Origin of the sequence: Pseudomonas sp. TH32, assembly GCF_016650855.1 — a bacterium.
GTDB lineage: Bacteria > Pseudomonadota > Gammaproteobacteria > Pseudomonadales > Pseudomonadaceae > Aquipseudomonas.
The window spans coordinates 2,239,316-2,262,520 of the sequence record NZ_JAEKFA010000002.1; the positions used below are offsets into that span (position 1 = coordinate 2,239,316).

Below are 23,205 nucleotides of genomic sequence, written 5' to 3' on the forward strand. Positions count from 1 at the left end.
CGGAACAGCATTCCACCGTTGGAGAAGCGTCCCATGAGCACCTGGCCAGACACCCGAATTCTTGACCTGCTGGGCATTGAGTTACCGATCATCCAGGGGCCCATGGCCAATGCCACCAGCACGGCGATGGTGATTGCCGTCAACCAGGCCGGCGCTCTCGGCTCGATGCCCGCCGCAGCACTGAGCATCGAGCAATTGCGCGAAGCGATCTCTGTTATCCGCCAGGCCAGTTCGCGGCCGCTGAACGTCAATTTCTTCTGCCATCAGCCACCGGCGCCGGATGCTGACCGCGACCTTCAGTGGAAGAACCTGCTGGAAACCTACTACCGCGAACTGGGCGCCGACTTTGACGCGCCTACGCCCGTCTCCAACCGCGCACCCTTCAACAATGCCGCGTGTGAAGTGGTGGAAGAGTTCCGTCCGGAAGTCGTGAGTTTTCACTTCGGCCTGCCGGAAAAATCCCTGCTGGACCGGGTCAAGGCCACCGGCGCGAAAGTACTGTCGTCGGCCACCACCGTTGAAGAAGCCATCTGGCTGGAGCAGCACGGCTGCGACGCAATCATTGCCATGGGCGCCGAAGCCGGCGGCCATCGCGGGATGTTCCTCAGCGACGACCTCAATACCCAGATTGGCACCATGGCCCTGGTGCCACAGATCGTCGACGCGGTGAGCGTGCCGGTGATCGCAGCCGGCGGCATCGGTGATGCACGGGGCATTGTCGCCGCCTTTGCCCTCGGCGCCTCGGCGGTGCAGATCGGCACGGCGTACCTGTTTACCCCTGAAGCAACGGTGTCGAAGTCACACCACCACGCCTTGCGCAACGCCCAGGCCAGTGAAACCGCGCTGACTAACCTGTTCACCGGGCGCCCGGCACGGGGCATCGTCAACCGGGTGATGCGTGAACTGGGCGCGATCAACCCGACGGCACCGGCGTTTCCGCTGTCCGGCGGTGCGTTGATGCCGCTCAAGGCCAAGGACGAAGCCGGCTTCAGTAACTTGTGGTCAGGCCAGGCACTGCGCCTGGGCAAAGACATCTCCACCTATGACCTGACACTGGAACTGGCCGCGCAAACCCTGGAAAAACTCGGCCGACGCTGAACCTGAACTCCCGGGACAACTTTGCACTGTACCGGCAGTGGCCAACCGCTATATATTCCCATACATAGCGGTCGCCTCCCTCTGCCTATAACAAGCCGCAAACCCCAAGGAGCTTCTTGATGATGATTCGCGCCTCACGCCTGGCCCCCACGGCCCTCGCTACCCTGATCGCTGCGTTTGCCTTCTCCTCGGCGCATGCCGATGAAGTACAGGTGGCCGTGGCTGCCAACTTCACCGCACCGATCCAGGCGATCGCCGCCGACTTTGAAAAAGACACCGGCCATAAACTGGTCGCGGCCTACGGCGCCACCGGCCAGTTCTACACCCAGATCAAAAACGGCGCGCCGTTTGAAGTGTTCCTCAGCGCCGACGACACTACCCCGCAGAAACTCGAAGCCGAAGGCGACACCGTCAAGGGTTCGCGCTTCACCTACGCAGTCGGCACCCTGGCGCTGTGGTCGGCCAAGGAAGGCTACGTGGATGCCAAAGGCGAAGTGCTGAAGAAGAATGAATTCAAGCACCTGTCCATCGCCAACCCGAAAGCCGCGCCGTATGGCCTGGCCGCCACCCAGGTACTGGCGAAGGAAGGCTTGACCGAGAAGGTCAAGGACAAGATCGTTGAAGGCCAGAACATCACCCAGGCCTATCAGTTCGTGTCCACCGGCAACGCCGAGCTGGGTTTTGTCGCGCTGTCGCAGATCTACAAGGACGGCAAAGTCACCAGCGGTTCGGCCTGGATCGTGCCCTCTTCGATGCATGACCCGATCAAGCAAGACGCGGTGATCCTCACCAAAGGCAAGGACAGTGCAGCCGCCAAGGCCCTGGTTGAATACCTCAAAGGTCCGAAAGCCGCCGCGGTGATCAAGTCCTACGGTTACGAGCTGTAGATGCCGCTGTCGAGTGCCGATTTTTCCGCGATCTGGCTGACCCTGAAGCTGGCGTCACTGACCACGGTCATCCTGCTGATCATCGGCACTCCGATCGCCCTGTGGCTGTCGCGCACCCGTTCGTGGTGGCGCGGCCCCATTGGCGCGGTGGTGGCCTTGCCGTTGGTGTTGCCACCCACGGTGATCGGCTTTTACCTGCTGTTGACCATGGGGCCCAACGGCTACTTCGGCCAGTTCACCCAATGGCTGGGCCTGGGTACCCTGACCTTCAGTTTTGCCGGGCTGGTGATCGGCTCGGTGATCTACTCCATGCCGTTCGTGGTGCAGCCGTTGCAAAACGCGTTCTCCGCCATCGGCACTCGCCCACTGGAAGTGGCCGCGACCTTGCGGGCCAATCCCTGGGACACATTTTTTACGGTGATCCTGCCCCTGGCGCGCCCGGGGTTTATCACCGCGTCGATTCTCGGTTTTGCCCACACCGTCGGCGAGTTCGGCGTGGTGCTGATGATCGGCGGCAATATTCCGAACAAGACCCGGGTGGTCTCGGTGCAGATCTACGACCATGTCGAAGCCATGGAATACGCCCAGGCCCATTGGCTGGCCGGGTCCATGGTGGTGTTTTCTTTCCTGGTGTTGCTGGCGCTCTACTCCAGCCGTAAAACCAAAGCGGGCTGGAGCTGATGTCGATGATCGAGGTGCGCCTGCAACTGAAGTACTCCGGGTTTGCCCTGGACGTCGACCTGCAACTGCCCGGCCGCGGGGTGACGGCGCTGTACGGTCATTCCGGCTCCGGCAAGACCACCTGCCTGCGCTGCATCGCCGGGCTGGAGCGGGCCGAAGAAGGCTTCGTGCAAATCAACGACGAAGTCTGGCAAGACAGCCGTAAAGGCCTGTTCGTGCCACCGCACAAGCGCGCCCTGGGCTACGTGTTTCAGGAAGCCAGCCTGTTCCCGCATTTGTCGGTGCTGGCCAACCTGGAATTCGGGCTCAAGCGCATCCCGCGCCAACAACGGCGCGTGGAGATGAGCCACGCCACCGAACTGTTGGGCATCGGCCACCTGCTGGACCGCCATCCGCAGCACCTTTCCGGCGGCGAACGCCAGCGCATCGGCATCGCCCGCGCGCTGCTCACCAGCCCGAGCCTGCTGCTGATGGACGAACCCTTGGCGGCGCTGGACAGCAAACGCAAAAGCGAAATCCTGCCGTACCTCGAACGCCTGCACGATGAGCTTGAGATTCCGGTGCTGTACGTCAGTCATGCCCAGGACGAAGTGGCGCGCCTGGCCGATCACATCGTGTTGCTCAGCGACGGCAAGGCCCTGGCCAGCGGCCCCATTGGCGAAACCCTGGCCCGGCTGGACCTGCCCATGGCCCTGGGTGACGATGCCGGTGTGGTGATCAATGGGACAGTCTGTGCCTACGACGAGCACTACCAGCTGCTGACCCTGCAACTGCCCGCCAGCCGATTGCAGATGCGCGTGGCCCATGCACCGCTGGCGCTGGGCAAACAGCTGCGCTTCAAGATCCAGGCCCGGGACGTCAGCCTGAGCCTGCAGGCCGAGGAACACAGCAGCATCCTCAATCGCCTGCCGGTGACCGTGACCCAGGAAATTCCTGCGGACAACGCAGCACACGTGCTGGTAAGCCTCGACGCGGGCGGTACACCGTTGCTGGCGCGTATTACCCGGTACTCCCGGGACCAGTTGCAACTGCATCCGGGCCAAACGTTGTGGGCGCAGATCAAGGCGGTGGCGGTACTCGCCTGAATCCATTGGCACGACCGCAAAAACCTGCGGTCAATCAGAAATACCTGCCAAGGAATTTGCGCCATGCCCGATCCCGCGTTGCTTGCCGACCTGCCCCGCGACCTGCATTACGTCGACGACACCCAGCCCGGCATTTCCCGGAAAAAGCTGCGGGGCAAATTCCAGTACTTCAAGGCCGATGGCACACGCATCAGTGACGCCGACGAAATCAAGCGCATCAACGCACTCGCGGTGCCGCCGGCCTACACCGATGTGTGGATCTGCGCCGACCCGCGCGGCCATCTGCAAGCCACCGGGCGCGATGCCCGAGGGCGCAAGCAATACCGCTATCACCCGCGCTGGCGCGAAGTGCGCGACACCGACAAATACTCCCGGCTGCAACAGTTCGGCAGCGCCCTGCCCAAGTTGCGCAAGCAGTTGGAGGCGCAGATCGCCGCGCCCGGCTTCAATCGGGAGAAGGTGCTGGCCACGGTGGTGCTGTTGCTCGATGCCACGCTGATTCGCGTCGGCAACACCCAATACGCCCGGGACAACCGTTCCTACGGCCTGACCACCCTGCGCACGCGCCATGTGGACGTCAAGGGCAGCGAGATCCTGTTCCAGTTTCGCGGCAAGAGCGGCATCGAACACCAGATCACCGTCAAGGACCGGCGACTGGCCACGGTGATCAAACGCTGCCTGGAGCTGCCAGGGCAGAACCTGTTCCAGTACCTGGACGAGAACGGCGAGCGCCACACGGTCAGCTCCACCGACGTGAATGCCTACCTGCACACCCTTACCGGCGCGGACTTTACCGCCAAGGACTACCGCACCTGGGCCGGCAGCGCCCTGGCGTTGGCGGTGTTGCGCGAGCTTGAATGGCAGCCGGAATCCGATGCCAAAAAGCACGTGGTGGAAATGGTCAAGAACGTCGCCAAGCAGTTGGGCAATACCCCGGCGGTGTGCCGCAAGTGCTATATCCACCCGGCCGTGCTGGAGCATTTCAGCCTTGGCGAGCTGGCAAAACTGCCCAAGCCACGGGTGCGCAAAGGCCTGAAAGCCGAGGAAGTGGGGCTGGCAATGTTTCTGGAGCAACTGGCCGAGCGCTTGTAGAACAAATCCAAACCGGGTTAACCTGCCCGTCCTTTCTGATCCCGGGATGACCGCTGACGTGAACCACTAAGCCTTCCAACATGTAAACGCAACGAGCCGCCTGGCGCGCTTGTTGGCTTGTGCCACATTGTTTTGGAGGTGCTGATGACTGACGTCAAACGGCTGCCTGTGCTTGTTTCCCTGCAACATGTGTATTTCCAGTTCGCCAATGGCGAAATCCTGCTGGACGACCTGAACCTGTCTTTCGATCGCACGCCCAGCGGGATTGTGGGGCGTAATGGCGCGGGCAAAAGCGTGCTCGCGCAATTGATTGCCGGCAGGCTGGCGCCGTCTTCCGGTACGCTTGAGACCTGCGCCCGGCTGGCCTATGTCCCACAGACCCTGAGCCTTTCTCCCGGGCAAACCGTCGCGCAAACCACCGGCACCGCCGACGTGCTGGCCGCCCTGGACCGGTTGGCCCGGGGCGAAGCGCACACCGACGACCTGGAACGGATCGATGAACGCTGGGACCTGGCCGAGCGGCTGCGCCGGGCGTTGGACGCCGCGGGACTGGCCGACGTGGGTTTCGAGGACCGTGCCGATCAGTTGAGTGGCGGCCAACTGGCCCGCCTGGCGGTGATCGGCGCCCTGCTGGCGAATCCCCAACTGCTGATTCTCGATGAACCCACCAATCACCTGGACAGCCAAGGCCGCGAATGGCTGCTGGGCATACTGGGCGAGTGGCGTGGCGGCTTGATCGTGGTCAGCCACGACCGGCAATTGCTCAACCGCATGCAGCGAATCATTGAGCTGTCGCCCTTGGGCACCCAGGTCTACGGCGGTAACTACGAGGCGTTTCAGGCTCAGCGTGAGACCGAACAACACGCCGCCCAGGCCACCCTCGAACATGCGCGCCTGGTGCGCAGCCGCGAACGCAAGCGCCTCAAGCAAAGCAACGATGACATCCAGCGCCATGCCGCCCGCTCCCGCAAGCACGCCGAAACCGCGAACGTGGACCGTTTCACCAAAGCGCGCTGGAAAGGCGCCGCCACCGAAATCGTCAGCACCGTGCGCAGTGCCCATCAGCAACACAAGGACGCGCTGGATGAGCGGGTGCGCAAAGCCTACGAACAGGTGGTGGATGAGACGCCCACTCTGCTGGCATTACCCGGCACGGCGGTGCCTTGCGGTCGGCAGGTGTTGACCCTGGAGCACACGCAACTGCCCTGGCTGGATCCGCAACGGCCGACCACCTTCCTCAGTGCCCAGCTTATGGGGCCGATGCGGGTGGCCGTCCACGGGCCGAACGGTTGCGGCAAATCCACGTTGCTCAAATTGCTGGCGGGGCAGTTACGGCCGGTCAGCGGTGACTGCACGGTGCATGTACCGGCGGCCTACATTGATCAGCACCTGGCGCTGCTGGACGACCAGCGCTCGATCGTCGAACAGCTCAACCTGCTGGACACCCCGCTGGCCGAGGGTGAACTGCGCACACGCCTGGCCTTGCTGCAACTGGACGCCTTGCGCGTGACACAACCCGTGGCGCGGCTCAGCGGCGGCGAGCGACTGAAGGCCGCGATGGCAATTGCCCTGTGGCGCAAAACGCCGGTGCAACTGTTGCTGCTGGACGAACCGACCAACCATCTGGACATGCAATCAGTGATCGCCTTCGAGCAGGCATTGCAGGGGTTTACCGGGGCGATGGTTGCGGTGTCCCACGATGCCGAGTTTATCGCCGCACTCCACCCCAGCCACACCCTGACATGGCAACCTGCGGGCTGGCGCCTGGAACCGGTGTGAAAGGCCTGCGCCAGGTCATTGCAGCCGAACGCAAAGCACCCTACGGTAGTGGCCGGATAATCTCACCGAGGAACCCGGCCCCATGCTGCCTTCATCCCTGAAGCCCTACACCAACGCCGCCCTGTTGCACCGCCACAAATGGCGCGGGCGTGTCGGGCTGATGCTGGTGGCCAGCCTTTCCGTACTGGCGGGGATGACCGACGCCATCGGCTTCATGGCCAGCGGGGATTTTGTCTCGTTCATGAGCGGCAACACCACGCGCCTCGCGGTGGCGATCAGCGAAGGCGACCTGGGACTCACCGGGCGCCTGACGCTGTTGGTGGCGACCTTTATCGCCGGTAACGCGCTGGGCGTGATGGTCAGCCGCATCAGCCGCCGCCATGCCCTGCCGCTGTTGCTGTGCATCGCCACCTTGCTGTGCGGGGCCGCGGCCTGGCCGTTCGAGGATCAGTTGCCGGCGTTGCTGGCGGCGATCATCGCCATGGGCATGCTTAACGCCGCCGTCGAAGAAGTGAATGGATTACCGGTAGGCCTGACCTACGTCACCGGGGCGCTGTCGCGATTCGGGCGCGGGCTGGGCCGCTGGATGCTCGGTGAACGGCGCAATGGCTGGCGCGTGCAACTGATCCCCTGGGCCGGGATGTTGGCCGGTGCGGTGATCGGCGCGGTGCTGGAGCATCACATGGGGATTCGTGCGCTGCTGGTCAGCGGTGTGCTGTCGACGCTGCTGGGGCTGGTGTCGTTGAAAATTCCGCGGCGCTGGCACCTGGGGTATATGCCACGCTAGAAAAAGACTGCCCTCCCGGCGCTCCGGCCTCGACGTCCCTGTACCGGTAAAGAGCCGTCACGCCGGGTGAGCACGGGAATACTAAGACAATGCCCGCGGGGCTGTCCGCAGGGCATTTCTGAATTTTTCTAACGTAAGGGATTACAGGCAAGTCGCCAGTGCGGCGAGGCGACGCTTGGCCGGGTAGTCATCCTGGGCCGCGTAATAGTTGACGGTGGCACCAGCGCCTGCGCTGCGTACATCGACAAAGTAATCACCCGCCGTGGTGTAGATGGTGAAGCCGCCGGCCTGTGCGGGCTCCATAAAACCACCGGCGTCCACGCCGAATACGGCTTCGTCCTGCCAGCCGAACTGGATGCACTGGGCAACCACCAGCGGCGCCTTGTCCGAGGCCAGGGTTTTGTAGGGCGTACCGGTACGCGCCTCTTTCATCTTAGAGCCCGCGCAACCGGCCAGCGATGCCAGTACCAATGCGCCAATGACCACCATCCGCATACCGTAGCTTCCTTGGAAAAAACGCGACTGTACCATTAGCAGGCGACACCGAATGATTATTGCGTCACCCTGCCGCCTACTTACGAACCCGCTTTTACCCGGAAACCCCATGACACCCAACGCCGAGCGCTACAACCCCTCCACCGACTACGCCGACAAGCTGATCAGCCGCATCGGCCAAACGCCTTCGTGGATCGCCAAACGCATCGGTGTGACCGACAAGCGCATCCGCTACATCCTCGACGGGATGCGCACCGTCAAGGGCGAGAGCACGCCGATCCAGATGACCTACACCGAGCAGTTTGCCCTGGAGTGCCTGGCGGCCGAGGCCAAGGCCAACAAGAAAGCCGCCGCTCCGGTTATCGAATAGCTGACAGATTCATGAACTTTGTTTCACTGTGAAGGGAGACCTTGCCGCCTATAGTCGGCAGGCTCATTTTTAAGAAGTCTCCCTTCTAGCTCGCCCTCCCGCGGGCTTTTTTTTGCCTGTTTTTCAGAGCAGCCAGCGGAACAGATAGAACAGCGCCATGCTCAACAGCACGGTAATCAACACGCTGCGGGTCCAGAACATCAGCGCCACCGCGCTGATCCCGGCCAGCAGGTAGGGGTTGCTCACGCTCAGGTTGAGTGTGTGGTCGGCGAGGAAAATGATCGGGCCGCAGATGGCGGTGAGCATTCCCGGTACGGCAAAGCCGAGAAATTCCCGCGCCCCGCGATTGAGGCGCACCGGCAGGCGCGGCTCGATAAACAGGTAGCGGTTGAGAAACACGATCAGGCCCATGCCAAAAATCATCACGAAGATCATTGTTGCCCCACTCCCAGCCGCTTGCAGGCAAACCCCGCGCTCATCCCCAATACACCGGACACCACCACCGCCGATTCCCAATGCAGGTAGCTCAGCCATACCGAACACAGCAACGACACGGCGACACAGACGATGGTCGGCACGTCGCGCACCACCGGGGTGATCAGGGCGATAAAGGTTGCGGCGATCGAGAACTCCAGGCCCAGCTGATCCAGACCAGGAATGCTTTTGCCGAGCACGATGCCGGCGAAGGTAAACACGTTCCAGATGATATAGAACGTCAGGCCAACGCCCAGGGCGTACCAGCGGTTGAAGGTCTGGCGGTCATATTGGCTGACCAGGGCGAAGAATTCGTCGGTCAGCAGAAAGCCCAGGCTCATGCGCCACCGGGCCTTGAGCGGCGACAGCGTGGGACGCATGTGCATGCCGTAGAGCAAATGCTGGGAGGTCAGCAACAAGGTGGTCAGCAGGATCGAAATCAGACTGGCACCGCTCTTGACCATGCCGATGGCCACCAGTTGCGCAGCACCGGCAAACACGATGGTCGACAGCCCCTGGGCTTCCAGCGGGGTGAATTGGGCGTCAATTGCAGTGGAACCGGCCAGCAATCCCCAGGGCGCGCAGGCCAGGGACAACGGAATGATCGCAATCGCGCCACGGGAAAAGGCGTTTAGAGGCAGAGCATCAGGCATACACAACGGGCTCATCGACAGTCAGTCGACAAGCATGCCAGCGGTGTCAGGGATTGTCTTGAACGATCGTGCTCACGCCAGCTTGACCGACACCCGCTCCACCGCATCCCGGGCTTCGCGCAGTTCGTGGGCGTCCTGGTTGAGCCGGTGGATGGTATTGAGCAGGCGCTGGCGCAGCACTTCATCACTGAGTTTTTCGACGGCGCGCATCAGGTCAAAGGCCGCGGTTTCGTTATTGTCCGCGACGGAATCGAGGGTCTTGCGCAGGTTGCGAGTGGCACGGGTCACACGTTTTCTTCCTTCATCACCAATGGGCAGGCACTTTAGGACATTTGTGTTTCAGTTTAATTTCAACCACTTGTCGTCGATTGTCGGGCCGTTGACGTAGATCAATCGAAACAGGGTTTGACCGATACATATGGAAATACGTATATTCGAATTTCCATATGTATCAAGGCGTCTCACATGGCCGATCCCTTCTCCCCGCCCAACGTCTTCAAATGCCTGGCCGACGCCACCCGCGTCCGGCTGACGCTGTTGATTGTGCGCGAAGGCGAACTTTGCGTGTGCGAGTTGATCCATGCTCTGGACGACAGCCAGCCAAAAATCTCCCGCCACCTGGCGCAACTGCGCAGTTGCGGGTTGCTGCTGGACCGTCGCCAGGGCCAGTGGATTTATTACCGCCTCAATCCGGCATTGCCTGAGTGGGTGACGGCGGTGCTCGACACCACCCTGCAAGCCAACCAAGCCTGGTTAAAAACAGACGCCCAGCGTCTGGACACCATGGGCGACCGACCACAACGGGCCAGCGCCTGCTGCTGACCCTGCGGAGAGCTTTTCATGCTTGTTGCCGTTGCTATCTTTCTGTTCACCATCATCCTGGTCATCTGGCAGCCCAAGGGCCTGGGCGTAGGCTGGAGCGCCACGATGGGCGCGATCCTGGCCCTGGCGCTTGGCGTTATCAGCCTGGCGGATATTCCGGTGGTGTGGCACATCATCTGGAACGCCACCGGCACGTTCGTCGCACTGATCATCATCAGCCTGCTGCTGGACGAGGCCGGCTTTTTCGCCTGGGCCGCCTTGCATGTGGCGCGCTGGGGCCGTGGGCGCGGTCGGCGATTGTTCGCGTATATGGTACTGCTGGGTGCGCTGGTCTCGGCGTTGTTCGCCAATGACGGTGCGGCGCTGATCCTCACCCCCATCGTGATGTCGATGCTGCTGGCGTTGCGCTTTTCCCCGGCGGCGACCCTGGCGTTTGTCATGGGCGCCGGGTTTATCGCCGACACCGCGAGCCTGCCGCTGGTGGTGTCCAACCTGGTGAACATCGTCTCGGCCGACTATTTCAAGATTGGCTTCAACGAATACGCCGCCGTGATGGTGCCGGTAAACCTGGTGAGCGTTGCCGCGACCCTCGCGGTATTGCTGTGGTTTTTCCGACGCGATATTCCGCAAACCTACGACCCGGCAGACCTCGACGATCCCGCCAGTGCGATCCACGACCGCGCGACGTTCCTGGCCGGCTGGTGGGTGCTGGGCATTCTGCTGGTGGGCTGCTTTGCCCTGGAACCGCTGGGCATTCCCATCAGCGCCATCTCCGCCGCTTGCGCCACCTTGCTGCTGGTGATCGCCGCCAAGGGCCACAAGATTTCCACCCGCAAGGTGCTGAAGGAAGCGCCCTGGCAGATCGTGATTTTCTCCCTGGGCATGTACCTGGTGGTCTACGGCCTGCGCAACGCCGGGCTGACCGACTACCTCGCCACCTGGCTCGACACCTTCGCAGGTTACGGCATATGGGGCGCAGCCCTGGGCACTGGCGTGCTGACCGCCCTGCTGTCTTCGGCGATGAACAACCTGCCGACCGTACTCATCGGTGCGCTGTCCATCGAGGCCAGCCATGCCGTGGGCGTGGTCAAGGACGCGATGATCTACGCCAACGTGATCGGCAGCGACCTCGGCCCCAAAATCACCCCCATCGGCAGCCTGGCCACCTTGCTCTGGCTGCATATCCTGGCGCGTAAAGGCATCACCATCACCTGGGGTTACTACTTCAAGGTCGGCATTGTGCTGACCCTGCCCGTGCTGTTGATCACCCTCGCCGCCCTCGCCCTGCGCCTGAGTTTCTGACGGAGTCCACTCAATGAAAGTCCTGTTCATGTGCACCGCCAACAGCTGCCGCAGCATTCTTTCGGAAGCGTTGTTCAATCACCTGGCGCCAGAAGGATTCCAGGCCAACAGTTCCGGCAGTTTTCCCAAGGGCCAGGTGCTGCCCCGCAGCCTGACCACCCTGAAGGCCGCCGGCATCAGCACCGAGGGTTTGTACAGCAAGGGCAACGACGCCTTTGAAGGCAACCCGCCGGACATCGTGATCACGGTGTGCGACAAGGCTGCCGGGGAAGCGTGCCCGGTGTATTTCGGCCCGGCGCTCAAGGCACACTGGGGGCTGGAAGATCCGTCAGATGTTCAAGGAGATGAAGCTGAGATCGACGCTGCGTTTCACGCCACCCTGGACATTATTGAACGCCGTTGCCGGGCCTTTTTCGAGATTCCGTTTGCCAGCCTGGGTCCGGTCGAAATCAAGGCCGAACTCGATCGCATCGCGGCGCTGTAACCGGAGCAACTGATGAGTACCCTGCCCAACCTGAACCACGACCTGTCCAAGCCGCAGCAACTGGACCCACCGCCGCGTATCCTGCTGCTCTACGGCTCCACCCGACCGCGCTCGTTCAGCCGCCTGCTGGTGGAAGAAGCCGCGCGCCTGTTGCAGCACTTTGGCGCCGAGCCACGCATCTTCAACCCATCGGGCTTGCCACTGCCGGACGATGCGCCCAACGACCACCCCAAGGTCCAGGAACTGCTGCAACTGATGCAGTGGTCCGACGGCCAGGTCTGGTGTTCGCCGGAGCGTCACGGCTCGATGTCGGCGGTGTTCAAGGCACAGCTGGACTGGGTGCCATTGGCCCTCGGCGCTGTGCGTCCGACCCAGGGTAAAACCCTGGCAGTGATGCAGGTATCCGGCGGCTCGCAGTCGTTCAATACCGTCAACCAGTTGCGGGTGCTGGGACGCTGGATGCGCATGTTCACCATCCCCAACCAATCGTCGGTGCCCAAGGCCTATATGGAGTTCGACGACCAGGACCGCATGAAGCCGTCGGCACTGTATGACCGGGTGGTGGATGTGATGGAAGAGCTGGTGAAATTCACCCTGCTGCTGCGGGATCGCCCGGACCTGGTCGACCGCTATTCGGAGCGCAAGGAGAGCAGCGAAGCACTGTCGAAACGGGTCAATCAACGGTCGATCTGAAGCCCTTTTCCGGCGTATGCTCGCGGGCAACCGTCACTGCGAGCCACCTCAATGCGTTCCATGCAACACGCCTGGCTGGGCAACTACGAAGTCAGCAGTACCTCCTGCACCGGCTTGACGTTTGCCCGCCACAGCCATGATGAATGTGTGATCGGCGTCAACCTGCTCGGCGAGGAACAGGTGTGGCTGGACCGCCGCACCTTCGAGGCGGGCCCCGGCAGCATCACCTTGTACAACCCGGGGCAAATTCAGGGCGGCGGCGCGGCCGAGGGGCAGCCGTGGCGCTTTGTCAGCCTGTATGCGACCGCTGACCAATTGGCGACCGACCTGGGCCTGGCGCACCTGGAGTTCGACCGTTCGCTGTGCTTCCAGCCGGAATTGGCGATGAAGCTGGCCGGGGCGATCGAAGGCTCGTTGAGTGCCGATCCAATGGCCCGCGAGCTGAGCGAAGAAGCCCTCGTGGTGCTGCTCGGCGAGGTGGTCAGTTGCAGCGGCGTGCGCCTGCCCGGTAGCACCGCAGCGGGTCGCGGGCTGGTGATCAAGGCCCAGGAGCTGCTCGCCGAAAACCTGCATCAGGCCGTTGCCCTCGACACCCTCGGTGATGAACTCGGCCTGTCGAAATTCCATCTGCTGCGGGCCTTTCAGAAAGAAACCGGACTGAGTCCGCGCCAGTGGGCGATGCAACTGCGCACCCGGCGCGCCAAGGGCCTGCTGCGCTCGGGCGTTGCAGCGTCGCAGGTTGCACACGCCCTTGGGTTCGCCGACCAGAGCCATCTCAATCGGCATTTCCGGGCGGCTTACGGCATCACACCGGGGCGCTATCAAAGCGTACTCAAGGGCTGAAAAGCGCAATCTGGTTCAAGACGCCTCACCTGCCCTCGCGCAAAATGCCGGCCATCACTTGAAGGAAGGCAGGCATGTTGACGATCTTTTTTCGGCGCTGGTATTTGGTTTTGTGTTTTGCCTGTCACCGGGGGCGGTGTTGGCGGAGACGCTGCGCCGTGGGCTGTTGCATGGGTTTACGCCGGCGCTGCTGGTGCAGATTGGATCGCTGGTAGGGGATGCCGTGTGGGCGGTGATTGGGCTGACGGGCATGGCGTTATTGATCCAGCATGAGTCGGTGCGGGTGCCGCTGACGGCCGTTTGTGGGTTGTATCTGGCCTGGCTCGGGGTTCGCAGCCTGATGGACGCCTGGCGCTTGCCAGAGGCCGAAAGTGCACCGGCCGGGTCCGGGCAGAATGCGCTGGTGGTGGGGGCGGCTATTTCGTTGGCTAATCCGAAGAACATTGTTTATTGGGGGGCGCTGGGCAGTGCGTTGTCGGGGATAGTCGGGGCGACGCCGAGCCATGGGCAGACGTTGATGTTTTTTGCGGGGTTTATGGTGGCGTCGGTGCTTTCGTGCTTTCTGATTGCGGCACTCGTCAACCTGCTGCGCCAGAACGCGTCACCCCTATGGCAGCGTGTCAGTTATGGGGCGTGTGGGGGGTGTTGCTGTATCTCGCGATTCTGGCTTTGCGTGCGATTTGAGGGAGGGGTTGGGCGGTGGGCATATCCGTTGCTGCGGTCACGGCCTCCTATGGTTTCGCTCTTACAGCGACTCACTTTGGAAAAGCCCCAAAGTAAGCAAAGGGCTCTGCCCCGCCTGTCGGCACCTCGCCTAGGCTCGGTGTTCCCTCACTCCGGCATTGCTCCGCGGGCCGCCGCGACGGGGCGTCCCTGCCCCATCGCGGCTAAACCGGCGTCCTGCCGGTTTACCCGCTCCTCAATCCCTGCGTTCGGCCTCGGGCTTATTGGGGCAGTCAGATCAAGATCAAAATCTACAGCACAGCGGCCTACAGGCCGGCTTGAGTGGTAGAAGCTAGATCAAAAGCGAAAGCCAAATCTGAAACTGATGCAGCTCTGCTTTTCTGTGGGAGCTGGCTTGCCTGCGATGCAGACAACTCGGTCTCTCAGGTACACCGAGGCGAGGCCATCGCAGGCAAGCCAGCTCCCACATTTGACCGTGCCCGCTGTAGCTTTTGATCTTGATGTTGCTTTTGCTTCACACCACTCAAGCCGGCCTGTAGGCCGCTGCGCTGTTGATCTGCTTTTGATCTTGATCTTAGGCGCCCCGTTAAACCACGCTGGCCGAACGCAGGCTTTGGAGCGTGGCTAACCCGGCAGGACGCCGGGTTAGCCGCGCTGGGCCAAGGATGGCCCATCGCGGCGGCCCACGGTCCAAAGCCGGAGTGAGGGCACACCGAGCCTAGGCGAGGTGCCGAGTGGTGGGGCAAGAGCCTTTTGGTTACTTTTGGGCTCCTTTCAAAAGTGACCCGCTGTAAGAGCGGAACCCATATCAGCCATCACAAAAACAACGGATATGCCCCCGGAAAAATCAAGCCACGCCGCTGATCAAGCCGGCCACCGCCGGTGCAGATCATCGATAACATAGTCGTGCCTGTGCACCCCGCCATGGTTAAGCGCCAAGTGCGGATGCCCCACCGGCAGATCATCATGACGATGGAGCATCTGGATTTGCTCATGACCCGGTCGCCACAGAAAAACGCAAGCCATCAGCGCCAACACCGCTATCACCGCCATCGCGGCAAACGACGCCACCAACCCCGCATTGGCACTCAACCAACCCGCCAGCGGATAAGTGATCAACCAGCAAACGTGAGACAGCGCAAATTGTGCGGCAAACAACGCCGGACGATCTTCAGCGTGCGCAGAACGACGCAACAAACGCCCTCCCGGTGTTTGCGCCAACGAGTAACCAACCCCCAGCACACACCACAACACCCACAACTGGCCGTAACCCGACAACTGGATACCGGCGCTCAACCCCACTATCAACAACCCGCCCCCGCCAACATCGCCACCCGGTCACTGATGTTTTTCAGAAGCCCAGGCAACGCCAATGCGGCAATCATCGACCCCGCACCAAACGCCGCCAGCGCCATCGCAGTAAACCGTTGCGGCAATTCAAAGCGCGACTGCACGAGCACCACGGTGTTGACGATCACCATGGAGCTGGCCGCCGCCACCGCCAGGTTCAACGCCAACAACCCGCGCAGGCGCGGTGTCGCAAGGAAGATCCGTACGCCGCGGGTGGTGCGTTCATAAATGCTGCGAGGCACCATCGCCCGGGCCTGAGGCAGCAGCACCGAAGACACCAGCAGCGCCGACACCACAAACCCCACTGACGTACCGGCAAACAGGCTGTGGAAGCTGATCACCGTCAGCAATGCGGCGGCCAGCATCGGGCTCACTACGCTTTCCATGTCGTAGGCCAAACGAGCCAGGGACAGCGCCTTGGTGTACTGCTTTTCATCGGTGAGGATGTCCGGGATGGTCGCCTGGAAGGTCGGGGTAAACGCCGCCGAGGCCGACTGCAAGACAAAGATCAACAGGTAGATCTCCCACACCTGCGTCACAAACGGCAGCGCCAGGGCCACCAGCGCCCGGGTCAGGTCCAGGGTCACCAGCATCGCCCGACGTGGCAGGCGCTCGGCGAAGGCCGCGGCCACCGGGGCAACGCCGATATAGGCGGCCATCTTGATCGCCAGCGCCGTGCCCAACACCGCGCCCGCCTGGGCACCCGCCAGGTCGAACGCCAACAAGCCCAGCGCAACGGTGGTCAAGCCGGTGCCGATCAGCGCGATGATCTGCGCCAGGAACAAGTGGCGATAGGTTCTATTGCCGAGAACATCAAACATGGGAAGTTGCCTCGTGCGCAAATACATCAGGATGTTGTTGCGGTATTGTCACTCCGCTTTATCCACCCGGTACAGATCATTTATCAATAAGTGCGTTGGATACTAGAACTTCCCTCCCCTTTTGTCTGAACGAACTCTGAACCGGTAACAAATTAAGTCATTAAATGTTGACAGGCAGCAACTGCCTGAGTAGATTGCCCGTGCCTGCAACTCCGGGCCATTTTTTAACCTCACAAAAGAAGCCAATGGACACAGTATCTAGTCGCTGTCCGATCACCGTGAATGCGGCGAATCGGGCGCAAAACCCAGAGAAAATGACGGGACTCGCCTTTCCGGCCGAGTAAGCTGCGCTAGAGCCTGACGCTCCAACGTAACTGCCTCACCGGATGCCAGTCCGGTCCCGAGGTGTGTTATGACCTTTCAACTGATTGCTTTGCCTGATCTGCGTACGCTGGCGTCGGCCCTGCGTGCCAAATTGTGCCGCGAGCCCGTAGGCTTTTCGCCTACCCGCAGCGCTTTTGTGACCTCATCCCCCCGCGTGTGCCCGGCTCCCCTGGCCCACTGGCGTATCTGCCCCACCACCGGCCACCTGGTCCAGCAATGGGATCACGCCGACCCTCAAGACCCACAGAGACGGGACGTTTCCGGCCTGGTCGCGCAAGCGAGCCTGATGCTGAGCCTCTACGTGGACGCTCGCGCGGCGTAAGCCGGCTGGAAACAGCAACTTCCTGATTATCCGTTAATTGATTCGCTGGAGTTCTCTATGGACGAAGCCAGTAGTAGCCCGCTGCGCGCTATTTAACTAACACGCTGTTAGCGGGCCTCTAGAAAGTTACTCAACACTTTATTTAAACCGATCGCGAAGTCAGCGACTCGGCATGCTTTCGCTCGCCTGTCATCAGGTAAGTACCGGGTATGTTTTGTCGAAAAATTGGCGACAGGAGTACACACAATGAGCGCAGTAAAAAACCCGAAACTGCACAAGAAAAACGGCACCGACACCGACACCAAGCTGTCGATGCGTGCTGCCCGCGAAGCCCAGAACGGCCTCTCGGCAACCCTCGCCAATGTCCGGGCAACCAAGGATGGCCTGACCGAACTGGACGCCTCTGCCCGCCTGCAACGTGAAGGCTACAACGAGGTGGCCCACGACAAGCCGCCTCACGCCATCGTGCAATTCCTCCAGGCACTGAACAACCCGTTCATCTATGTGCTGCTGACCCTGGGCGGCATCAGCTTCGTTACCGATTACTGGCTGCCGCTGCAGGCCGGTGAAGAAGCCGACCTGACCAAGGTCATCATTATCATGACCATGGTCATGCTCAGCAGCCTGCTGCGGTTCTGGCAGGAACACCGCTCGGCCAAGTCCGCCGAAGCCTTGAAAGCCATGGTGCGCACCACTGCCACGGTGTTGCGCCGCGAACAAGTGGGCTCCACGCCGACCCTGCGGGAAGTGCCGATGCGCGACCTGGTGGCCGGCGATATCGTGCAACTGTCAGCCGGCGACATGATCCCGGCCGACATCCGCCTGATCGAGTCCCGCGACCTGTTCATCAGCCAGGCCGTGCTGACCGGCGAAGCCTTGCCGGTGGAGAAGTACGACACCCTGGGCGATGTCACGCAAAAATCCGCCACCTCCACGGCGGCAGACCAGGGCAACCTGCTGGACTTGCCGAACATCTGCTTCATGGGCACCAACGTGGTCAGCGGCCGGGCGAAAGCCGTGGTGGTTGCCACCGGCCCACGCACCTACTTTGGCTCCCTGGCCAAGGCGATTGTCGGTTCCCGGGTACAAACCGCGTTTGACCGTGGGGTGAACAGCGTCAGCTGGCTGTTGATCCGCTTCATGCTGGTGATGACGCCGATCGTGTTCTTCCTCAACGGTTTCTCCAAGGGTGACTGGAGCGATGCCTTGTTGTTCGCCCTGGCAGTTGCGGTGGGCCTGACCCCGGAAATGCTGCCGATGATCGTCAGCGCCAACCTGGCCAAGGGCGCAACCGCCATGGCCAAGCGCAAAGTGGTGGTCAAGCGCCTCAACGCGATCCAGAACTTCGGTTCAATGGACGTGCTGTGCACCGACAAGACCGGCACCCTGACCCAGGACAAGATCATCCTCGAGCACCACGTCAACGCCTTTGGCAACCGTGATGACTCGGTGCTGACCCTGGCCTGGCTCAACAGCCATCACCAAAGCGGCATGAAGAACCTGATGGACCAGGCGGTCGTACAGTTCTCGGAACAGAACCCGAAGTTCCAGGTGCCGTTCGCCTACAGCAAGGTCGATGAATTGCCGTTCGACTTTATCCGCCGTCGCCTGTCGATTGTGGTCAAGGATGCGCAAAACGATCACCTGCTGGTGTGCAAGGGCGCGGTCGAGGAGATGCTGAGCATTTCCACCCACGTGATGGAAGGTGACGTTGCCGTCGAGCTGGATGATCGTCGTCGCAACGAGTTGCTGGCGATTGCCCAGGATTACAACGAAGACGGCTTCCGGGTGCTGGTGGTTGCCACCCGCAACATTCCAAAGGCGCTGGCGCGCAACCAGTACACCACCGCCGATGAGCGCAACCTGGTGATCCGTGGTTTCCTGACCTTCCTCGATCCGCCAAAGGAAACCGCAGGCCCGGCCATCGCTGCCCTGCGCGAAATTGGTGTGGCGGTCAAAGTGCTCACCGGCGACAACGCCATCGTCACCAGCAAGATCTGCCGCCAGGTCGGACTGGAACCCGGCGTGCCGTTGCTGGGCGTGGAAATCGAAGCGATGGACGACGCCACCCTCAAGCTGCGGGTTGAGGAACGCACGGTGTTTGCCAAGCTGACGCCGCTGCAAAAGTCCCGGGTGCTCAAGACCTTGCAGTCCAACGGTCACACCGTGGGCTTCCTCGGCGACGGCATCAATGATGCACCGGCCCTGCGGGACGCCGACGTGGGTATCTCGGTGGACAGCGCGACGGACATCGCCAAGGAATCGGCCGACATCATCCTGCTGGAAAAGAGCCTGATGGTGCTGGAAGAAGGCGTGCTGAAAGGCCGTGAGACCTTCGGCAATATCATGAAGTACCTGAACATGACCGCCAGTTCCAACTTCGGCAACGTGTTCTCGGTGCTGGTGGCCAGCGCATTCATTCCGTTCCTGCCGATGCTGTCGATCCACCTGCTGCTGCAAAACCTGATGTACGACATCTCCCAGCTGGCCTTGCCGTGGGACAAGATGGACAAGGAATACCTGGCCAAGCCGCGCAAGTGGGATGCGAAAAACATTGGCCGCTTCATGATCTGGATCGGGCCGACCTCGTCGATCTTCGACATGACCACCTTTGCCCTGATGTGGTACGTGTTCTCGGCCAACAGCGTGGAAATGCAGACCCTGTTCCAGTCCGGCTGGTTCATCGAGGGGCTGCTCTCGCAAACCCTGGTGGTGCATATGCTGCGCACCCGCAAGATCCCGTTCTTCCAGAGCAACGCCGCATGGCCGGTGATGATGATGACGTGCATCGTGATCGGGCTGGGCATCTACGTACCGTTCTCGCCGCTGGGCGCGATGGTGGGCCTGGAGCCGCTGCCACTGGCGTACTTCCCATGGCTGGTGGGCACCCTGGTCGCCTACTGCTGCGTGGCACAGCTGATGAAAACCCTCTACATCCGCCGCTTCAAGCAGTGGTACTGATCAACCGCCCCTGAAAAGCGCTGGCTATCGATGGATAGCCAGCGCCTGCGGAGACTGACAATGAACCGACTCATGAGCTACCTCGACAACGCCGCACGCGCGGTCCTGGTGTACGGCCTCGCCCAAGCCGCCAAGGCGGTGATGGTGCTGGGCGTGCGGCTTTACGTACGCAACCTGCTCAGCGCCGTGGAAATGCGCTTCATGCTGGGCTTTTCCAGCACGTTGAACAGCACCTGCCTCCGCTTGCTGCGCCCGCGTCGATAAATGGCAATACGCAATACAAGGAAACATCACCATGCGCGTCTTGATCTGTGCAGGTCGTCATTACGCCGATACAAAAATGTCCCGCCAGGTGCTGGACGCCTACCACCGCCTGCGCCCGGTGCAGGTATTGATCCACGGCGGCAGCCAGTTCCTGGGCAGCGACGTGGAGGACTGGGCCCGGGAAACCGGCGTGGATGTGGTGCGTTACCCACCCAACTGGCAACGCCATGGCAAGCAGGCCGAGCGTCATCGCAACCAGTTCATGCTCACCGACAGCCGGCCCGACGTGATCATCGCGCTGCCCGGTGGCGACGACACCTCGGAACTGGTGAGCCAGGCCAAGGCCTGCGGCATCCATGTGCTGACGGTAGACAGCTGAATCAACCCTTACTGGAGCATCCAGACATGAACGAAGAACCCAGTTGTAGCGGTACCCAGTTGCACACCCTTTTCTATTTGAATCACGGCGCGTCCCTGCCAAATCCGGCCGGGACCCGCCTCAGGCTGTTGATCGAGGTTCACCATGTACAAGAAACACACCCCTGACGGTTTCACCAAATACCGCAACCGCAGCACCCACGTTACCTTCCATCCCCTGCCCGCCTCGAAGCTACGTGCGGTGCGGCGCAATCTGATCTTCGTTGGCGTGACCCTGGGCGTCGTGCTGGTGCTCAGCCTGATGTCAAATGCCTATGCGGCCGGCGGCTCCTACGTGGTCGACGACGGCGCGATCAATGCCCCGGGCGAATGCAATGTCGACGCCTGGTTCACCGCCAATCGGCACGACGGCTCAACCCACAGCGAAACCCTGGCGCCGGCGTGCACCTCCACGGCCATTCCGTGGTTGCAGTGGACTGCCGCCGTGTCGCGGGCCAACCATGATGGCGAGGGCGAAACCCAGGTGAATCCGCAGCTCAAGGCGCAGTTGTGGGCCCGGGAAGACCTGGGCCTGGAACTGGCCGCGTCTGCCGGCGTGCATTACGCGCTGAACCGGCAGCATTCGTTTGATGGTGCGGACTTGAATGTGCCGTTTACCTGGCAGCCCATGGAGGCCCTGCGACTGAACTTCAATGCGGGCTGGAGCCATGCCTATAACGACGGCGACCAAACCCATCGACCGACCTGGGGCACCGGGTTTGAATACACCCTCGCCGACTCGCTGACGCTGATCGCCGAACGTTACGGCCAGCAAGGCGGCGACCAGGCCTGGCAAGCCGGGCCGAGGGTGCATATCGGCAAGAATGTGGATGTGGACCTGGTGGTGGGGCGCAGTTTGATCGGGGATCAGCATCAATGGCTGACAACCGGCGCTACATTCAGGTTCTAAAAACCAAGGGAAGTACACACAACCTGTGGTGAGGGGGCTTGTCCCCCGCTGGGCTGCGAAGCGGCCCCAGAAAGGCAGCCGCGATCTTTCAGAAATACAGCGGTGGATGAATCAGGGCCGCTTCGCAGCCCAACGGGGGACAAGCCCCCTCACCACGCAAGACTTGCCGCAGCGGCTAAACCTGCCCCTTGGCCTGCTGCTCCAGATGCACCTGCAACGCGGGATCAATCTTCAACTGCCCCGCCAGCTCATCCAGGTAATTGCGCTCCGCATCCTGCTGGTCATCCACCAGCATCACACTGACCAGGTACACCTCGGCCGCCACCGCCGGGTCTGCGGCAAACTCGGCAAAGTCCGCCGGATTCAGCGGCTTGGCCACTTCGGCATCCAGCCATGCCTGCAACTGCGGATCATCGGTGTGCTTGCCGATCTCGGCCGAGATCATCTGCTGCTCGCGCTGATCAATCTCGCCATCGGCCTTGGCCGCCGCGATCAACGCACGCAGCACGGCGTGGCTGTGTTCCTCGACCTGAGCGCCGGACAATTGGTCAACCGTTTGCAAGGTCTGCTGCGGTGCCGACGCCTGTTGCCGCTGCCAGGCCTGATACGCCTGGAACGCCATCATCCCCAGGGAAGCCAGCGCCGCATAGTTGGTGCCGCTGGTGCGACCTTGGGGCGCCGCACGACTTCCGCCCAACAGGCCACCCAGCCCGCCGAGCAAACCGCCCAGGCCGCCACCGCCGGAAGCTGAAGCGCCACCGCCGCCCAGCAAGCCGCCGAGCAACCCGCCCAAATCGCCGAGCCCGCCCTGGGACGCCGGAGCAGCGCCGCCCTGCTGACGCGTCGAGGCCTGGCCTGCGCGCAGCAATTGTTCCAGTAGATCGCCGGTATTCATGGTGTCACCCTCCCAGGGCGCAGAGTTCCAGATCAACAACAATAGACCGGCTGCGCCAGAACACCATGACCGCCCGGCAGGCACGCACTATCATGCTGCCAACCCCCCATGGAGGACGCACCACGTGACCCGTACCGAGCAGATTGTCTTGATGGCGAGCTACAACCAGTGGATGAACCGCAAGGTGTACGAGGCTGCCGGCGGCCTGAGCGACGAGGCGTTAATGGCCGACCGTGGCGCGTTCTTCAGCTCGATCCTGGGCACGCTGAACCACCTCGCCCTGGGTGATCGCGTCTGGCTCAAGCGTTTCGCCGAGCATCCGGCGCAATTTACCGCGCTGGCGCCGTTAAGCGCGCTGGAAGTGCCGCCACGCCTGGACCAACTGGCGTTCGCCGACATTCGAGAACTGTCGGCCCACCGCGCCTGGCTCGACCGACTCATCATCGAATGGGCACAATCGATCACTGAGCCGGACCTGGAGCAGCCGCTGCAGTACCGCAACATGGCAGGCACGGCCATGAACAAGAATTTTCATGCACTGATGGTGCATTTCTTCAATCACCAGACCCACCACCGGGGCCAGGTGACAACGCTGCTGACGCAGGCCGGGCGCGACGTGGGCGACACCGACCTGCTGGCGCTGATCGACTAG

24 protein-coding genes and 2 pseudogenes are annotated in these 23,205 nt (G+C 61.9%); 20 read left to right on the forward strand and 6 right to left on the reverse strand.

The window, feature by feature from the left end; all coding sequences use genetic code 11:
- The first annotated feature begins 33 nt into the window (after nucleotides 1–33).
- The 7 genes from JFV30_RS13740 to JFV30_RS13770 all read left to right on the forward strand — a co-directional run bounded on the left by JFV30_RS13740 (nucleotide 34) and on the right by JFV30_RS13770 (nucleotide 7,409).
- Nucleotides 34–1,098, forward strand: coding sequence for an NAD(P)H-dependent flavin oxidoreductase (locus JFV30_RS13740; protein ID WP_010171415.1), 1,065 nt, complete (start codon nucleotides 34–36; stop codon nucleotides 1,096–1,098).
- 119 nt (nucleotides 1,099–1,217) lie between these two features.
- Complete coding sequence (modA, locus tag JFV30_RS13745) at nucleotides 1,218–1,985, forward strand: molybdate ABC transporter substrate-binding protein (RefSeq protein WP_201124300.1); 768 nt, start codon at nucleotides 1,218–1,220, stop codon at nucleotides 1,983–1,985.
- Nucleotides 1,986–2,666 carry a molybdate ABC transporter permease subunit gene (gene modB, locus JFV30_RS13750; protein WP_003212595.1) on the forward strand — a complete coding sequence of 227 codons (681 nt, stop codon included), beginning with the start codon at nucleotides 1,986–1,988 and terminating at the stop codon, nucleotides 2,664–2,666.
- Entirely contained in the window at nucleotides 2,666–3,751 is a 1,086-nt protein-coding gene (modC, locus tag JFV30_RS13755) for a molybdenum ABC transporter ATP-binding protein (protein WP_201124301.1), read from the forward strand. The genes modB and modC overlap by 1 nt, the downstream gene beginning before the upstream one ends.
- Before the next feature lie 63 nt (nucleotides 3,752–3,814).
- Nucleotides 3,815–4,843 (forward strand): DNA topoisomerase IB, encoded by a 1,029-nt coding sequence (locus JFV30_RS13760; RefSeq protein ID WP_169388616.1) that lies wholly within the window; start codon nucleotides 3,815–3,817, stop codon nucleotides 4,841–4,843.
- 144 nt (nucleotides 4,844–4,987) lie between these two features.
- Nucleotides 4,988–6,622 (forward strand): ABC-F family ATP-binding cassette domain-containing protein, encoded by a 1,635-nt coding sequence (locus JFV30_RS13765; RefSeq protein WP_201124302.1) that lies wholly within the window; start codon nucleotides 4,988–4,990, stop codon nucleotides 6,620–6,622.
- An 82-nt stretch (nucleotides 6,623–6,704) separates the two neighbouring features.
- Nucleotides 6,705–7,409: a YoaK family protein gene (locus tag JFV30_RS13770; protein ID WP_201124303.1), complete on the forward strand. Its 705-nt coding sequence runs from the start codon at nucleotides 6,705–6,707 to the stop codon at nucleotides 7,407–7,409.
- Between the two features lie 141 nt (nucleotides 7,410–7,550).
- Here the strand turns inward: JFV30_RS13770 and JFV30_RS13775 are convergent, their stop codons facing one another.
- On the reverse strand, nucleotides 7,551–7,904 hold the full coding sequence (locus JFV30_RS13775; RefSeq protein WP_010171430.1) for a hypothetical protein: 354 nt from the start codon (nucleotides 7,902–7,904) through the stop codon (nucleotides 7,551–7,553).
- 109 nt (nucleotides 7,905–8,013) lie between these two features.
- On the opposite strand from JFV30_RS13775, the gene JFV30_RS13780 reads away from it, so the two are divergent.
- Nucleotides 8,014–8,274, forward strand: a complete 261-nt coding sequence (locus JFV30_RS13780; protein WP_010171431.1) for a hypothetical protein — start codon at nucleotides 8,014–8,016, stop codon at nucleotides 8,272–8,274.
- A gap of 123 nt (nucleotides 8,275–8,397) precedes the next feature.
- On the opposite strand, the gene JFV30_RS13785 is transcribed toward JFV30_RS13780, so the two are convergent.
- From JFV30_RS13785 to JFV30_RS13795, 3 genes are all read right to left on the reverse strand, one after another.
- Nucleotides 8,398–8,709 carry an AzlD domain-containing protein gene (locus JFV30_RS13785; protein WP_010171433.1) on the reverse strand — a complete coding sequence of 104 codons (312 nt, stop codon included), beginning with the start codon at nucleotides 8,707–8,709 and terminating at the stop codon, nucleotides 8,398–8,400.
- On the reverse strand, nucleotides 8,706–9,401 hold the full coding sequence (locus JFV30_RS13790) for an AzlC family ABC transporter permease (protein WP_010171435.1): 696 nt from the start codon (nucleotides 9,399–9,401) through the stop codon (nucleotides 8,706–8,708). The genes JFV30_RS13785 and JFV30_RS13790 overlap by 4 nt, the downstream gene beginning before the upstream one ends.
- 72 nt (nucleotides 9,402–9,473) lie before the next feature.
- Nucleotides 9,474–9,689, reverse strand: a complete 216-nt coding sequence (locus JFV30_RS13795; RefSeq protein ID WP_003212603.1) for a hypothetical protein — start codon at nucleotides 9,687–9,689, stop codon at nucleotides 9,474–9,476.
- Between the two features lie 177 nt (nucleotides 9,690–9,866).
- Between JFV30_RS13795 and JFV30_RS13800 the strand changes: the two genes are divergently transcribed.
- The 6 genes and pseudogenes from JFV30_RS13800 (at nucleotide 9,867) to JFV30_RS13825 (ending at nucleotide 14,229) form a co-directional block, all read left to right on the forward strand.
- On the forward strand, nucleotides 9,867–10,223 hold the full coding sequence (locus tag JFV30_RS13800; protein WP_010171437.1) for a metalloregulator ArsR/SmtB family transcription factor: 357 nt from the start codon (nucleotides 9,867–9,869) through the stop codon (nucleotides 10,221–10,223).
- A gap of 18 nt (nucleotides 10,224–10,241) precedes the next feature.
- Entirely contained in the window at nucleotides 10,242–11,525 is a 1,284-nt protein-coding gene (locus tag JFV30_RS13805; RefSeq protein WP_201124304.1) for an arsenic transporter, read from the forward strand.
- A 13-nt stretch (nucleotides 11,526–11,538) separates the two neighbouring features.
- On the forward strand, nucleotides 11,539–12,009 hold the full coding sequence (locus JFV30_RS13810; RefSeq protein ID WP_201124305.1) for an arsenate reductase ArsC: 471 nt from the start codon (nucleotides 11,539–11,541) through the stop codon (nucleotides 12,007–12,009).
- Nucleotides 12,010–12,018: 9 nt separating this feature from the next.
- Nucleotides 12,019–12,702, forward strand: coding sequence for an arsenical resistance protein ArsH (gene arsH / locus JFV30_RS13815; protein ID WP_446739876.1), 684 nt, complete (start codon nucleotides 12,019–12,021; stop codon nucleotides 12,700–12,702).
- Nucleotides 12,703–12,753: 51 nt separating this feature from the next.
- A complete protein-coding gene (locus tag JFV30_RS13820; RefSeq protein WP_010171447.1) occupies nucleotides 12,754–13,545 on the forward strand; it encodes an AraC family transcriptional regulator in 792 nt (263 codons plus the stop codon).
- A gap of 74 nt (nucleotides 13,546–13,619) precedes the next feature.
- Nucleotides 13,620–14,229: pseudogene (locus JFV30_RS13825) on the forward strand (LysE family transporter).
- An 864-nt stretch (nucleotides 14,230–15,093) separates the two neighbouring features.
- Here the strand turns inward: JFV30_RS13825 and JFV30_RS13830 are convergent.
- Nucleotides 15,094–16,400: pseudogene (locus JFV30_RS13830) on the reverse strand (MFS transporter).
- Nucleotides 16,401–16,812: 412 nt separating this feature from the next.
- Here JFV30_RS13830 and JFV30_RS13835 point away from each other — a divergent pair.
- From JFV30_RS13835 to JFV30_RS13855, 5 genes are all read left to right on the forward strand, one after another.
- Nucleotides 16,813–17,106, forward strand: coding sequence for a hypothetical protein (locus tag JFV30_RS13835; RefSeq protein ID WP_010171453.1), 294 nt, complete (start codon nucleotides 16,813–16,815; stop codon nucleotides 17,104–17,106).
- Nucleotides 17,107–17,352: 246 nt separating this feature from the next.
- A complete protein-coding gene (gene mgtA, locus JFV30_RS13840) occupies nucleotides 17,353–20,067 on the forward strand; it encodes a magnesium-translocating P-type ATPase (protein ID WP_010171455.1) in 2,715 nt (904 codons plus the stop codon).
- A gap of 60 nt (nucleotides 20,068–20,127) precedes the next feature.
- Complete coding sequence (locus JFV30_RS13845; RefSeq protein ID WP_238535539.1) at nucleotides 20,128–20,331, forward strand: hypothetical protein; 204 nt, start codon at nucleotides 20,128–20,130, stop codon at nucleotides 20,329–20,331.
- Between the two features lie 31 nt (nucleotides 20,332–20,362).
- Nucleotides 20,363–20,710 carry a DUF2493 domain-containing protein gene (locus JFV30_RS13850; RefSeq protein ID WP_010171459.1) on the forward strand — a complete coding sequence of 116 codons (348 nt, stop codon included), beginning with the start codon at nucleotides 20,363–20,365 and terminating at the stop codon, nucleotides 20,708–20,710.
- A 144-nt stretch (nucleotides 20,711–20,854) separates the two neighbouring features.
- Nucleotides 20,855–21,658 carry a hypothetical protein gene (locus tag JFV30_RS13855; protein ID WP_201124307.1) on the forward strand — a complete coding sequence of 268 codons (804 nt, stop codon included), beginning with the start codon at nucleotides 20,855–20,857 and terminating at the stop codon, nucleotides 21,656–21,658.
- A gap of 175 nt (nucleotides 21,659–21,833) precedes the next feature.
- On the opposite strand, the gene JFV30_RS13860 is transcribed toward JFV30_RS13855, so the two are convergent.
- Nucleotides 21,834–22,553 carry a tellurite resistance TerB family protein gene (locus JFV30_RS13860; RefSeq protein WP_201124308.1) on the reverse strand — a complete coding sequence of 240 codons (720 nt, stop codon included), beginning with the start codon at nucleotides 22,551–22,553 and terminating at the stop codon, nucleotides 21,834–21,836.
- A gap of 124 nt (nucleotides 22,554–22,677) precedes the next feature.
- On the opposite strand from JFV30_RS13860, the gene JFV30_RS13865 reads away from it, so the two are divergent.
- Nucleotides 22,678–23,205 (forward strand): DinB family protein, encoded by a 528-nt coding sequence (locus tag JFV30_RS13865; protein WP_201124309.1) that lies wholly within the window; start codon nucleotides 22,678–22,680, stop codon nucleotides 23,203–23,205.

What these genes read in the sequence shown, in the direction of transcription:
- JFV30_RS13775 (WP_010171430.1), bottom strand. Translation starts at nt 7,904, where the DNA reads ATGCGGATGGTGGTCATTGGCGCATTGGTACTGGCATCGCTGGCCGGT.
- JFV30_RS13770 (WP_201124303.1), top strand. Translation starts at nt 6,705, where the DNA reads ATGCTGCCTTCATCCCTGAAGCCCTACACCAACGCCGCCCTGTTGCAC.
- JFV30_RS13820 (WP_010171447.1), top strand. Translation starts at nt 12,754, where the DNA reads ATGCGTTCCATGCAACACGCCTGGCTGGGCAACTACGAAGTCAGCAGT.
- modB (WP_003212595.1), top strand. Translation starts at nt 1,986, where the DNA reads ATGCCGCTGTCGAGTGCCGATTTTTCCGCGATCTGGCTGACCCTGAAG.
- JFV30_RS13780 (WP_010171431.1), top strand. Translation starts at nt 8,014, where the DNA reads ATGACACCCAACGCCGAGCGCTACAACCCCTCCACCGACTACGCCGAC.
- JFV30_RS13810 (WP_201124305.1), top strand. Translation starts at nt 11,539, where the DNA reads ATGAAAGTCCTGTTCATGTGCACCGCCAACAGCTGCCGCAGCATTCTT.
- JFV30_RS13850 (WP_010171459.1), top strand. Translation starts at nt 20,363, where the DNA reads ATGCGCGTCTTGATCTGTGCAGGTCGTCATTACGCCGATACAAAAATG.
- JFV30_RS13835 (WP_010171453.1), top strand. Translation starts at nt 16,813, where the DNA reads ATGACCTTTCAACTGATTGCTTTGCCTGATCTGCGTACGCTGGCGTCG.
- JFV30_RS13785 (WP_010171433.1), bottom strand. Translation starts at nt 8,709, where the DNA reads ATGATCTTCGTGATGATTTTTGGCATGGGCCTGATCGTGTTTCTCAAC.
- JFV30_RS13855 (WP_201124307.1), top strand. Translation starts at nt 20,855, where the DNA reads ATGTACAAGAAACACACCCCTGACGGTTTCACCAAATACCGCAACCGC.
- JFV30_RS13800 (WP_010171437.1), top strand. Translation starts at nt 9,867, where the DNA reads ATGGCCGATCCCTTCTCCCCGCCCAACGTCTTCAAATGCCTGGCCGAC.
- JFV30_RS13760 (WP_169388616.1), top strand. Translation starts at nt 3,815, where the DNA reads ATGCCCGATCCCGCGTTGCTTGCCGACCTGCCCCGCGACCTGCATTAC.
- JFV30_RS13765 (WP_201124302.1), top strand. Translation starts at nt 4,988, where the DNA reads ATGACTGACGTCAAACGGCTGCCTGTGCTTGTTTCCCTGCAACATGTG.
- modC (WP_201124301.1), top strand. Translation starts at nt 2,666, where the DNA reads ATGTCGATGATCGAGGTGCGCCTGCAACTGAAGTACTCCGGGTTTGCC.
- JFV30_RS13790 (WP_010171435.1), bottom strand. Translation starts at nt 9,401, where the DNA reads ATGCCTGATGCTCTGCCTCTAAACGCCTTTTCCCGTGGCGCGATTGCG.
- mgtA (WP_010171455.1), top strand. Translation starts at nt 17,353, where the DNA reads ATGAGCGCAGTAAAAAACCCGAAACTGCACAAGAAAAACGGCACCGAC.
- JFV30_RS13845 (WP_238535539.1), top strand. Translation starts at nt 20,128, where the DNA reads ATGAACCGACTCATGAGCTACCTCGACAACGCCGCACGCGCGGTCCTG.
- JFV30_RS13740 (WP_010171415.1), top strand. Translation starts at nt 34, where the DNA reads ATGAGCACCTGGCCAGACACCCGAATTCTTGACCTGCTGGGCATTGAG.
- JFV30_RS13805 (WP_201124304.1), top strand. Translation starts at nt 10,242, where the DNA reads ATGCTTGTTGCCGTTGCTATCTTTCTGTTCACCATCATCCTGGTCATC.
- modA (WP_201124300.1), top strand. Translation starts at nt 1,218, where the DNA reads ATGATGATTCGCGCCTCACGCCTGGCCCCCACGGCCCTCGCTACCCTG.
- JFV30_RS13860 (WP_201124308.1), bottom strand. Translation starts at nt 22,553, where the DNA reads ATGAATACCGGCGATCTACTGGAACAATTGCTGCGCGCAGGCCAGGCC.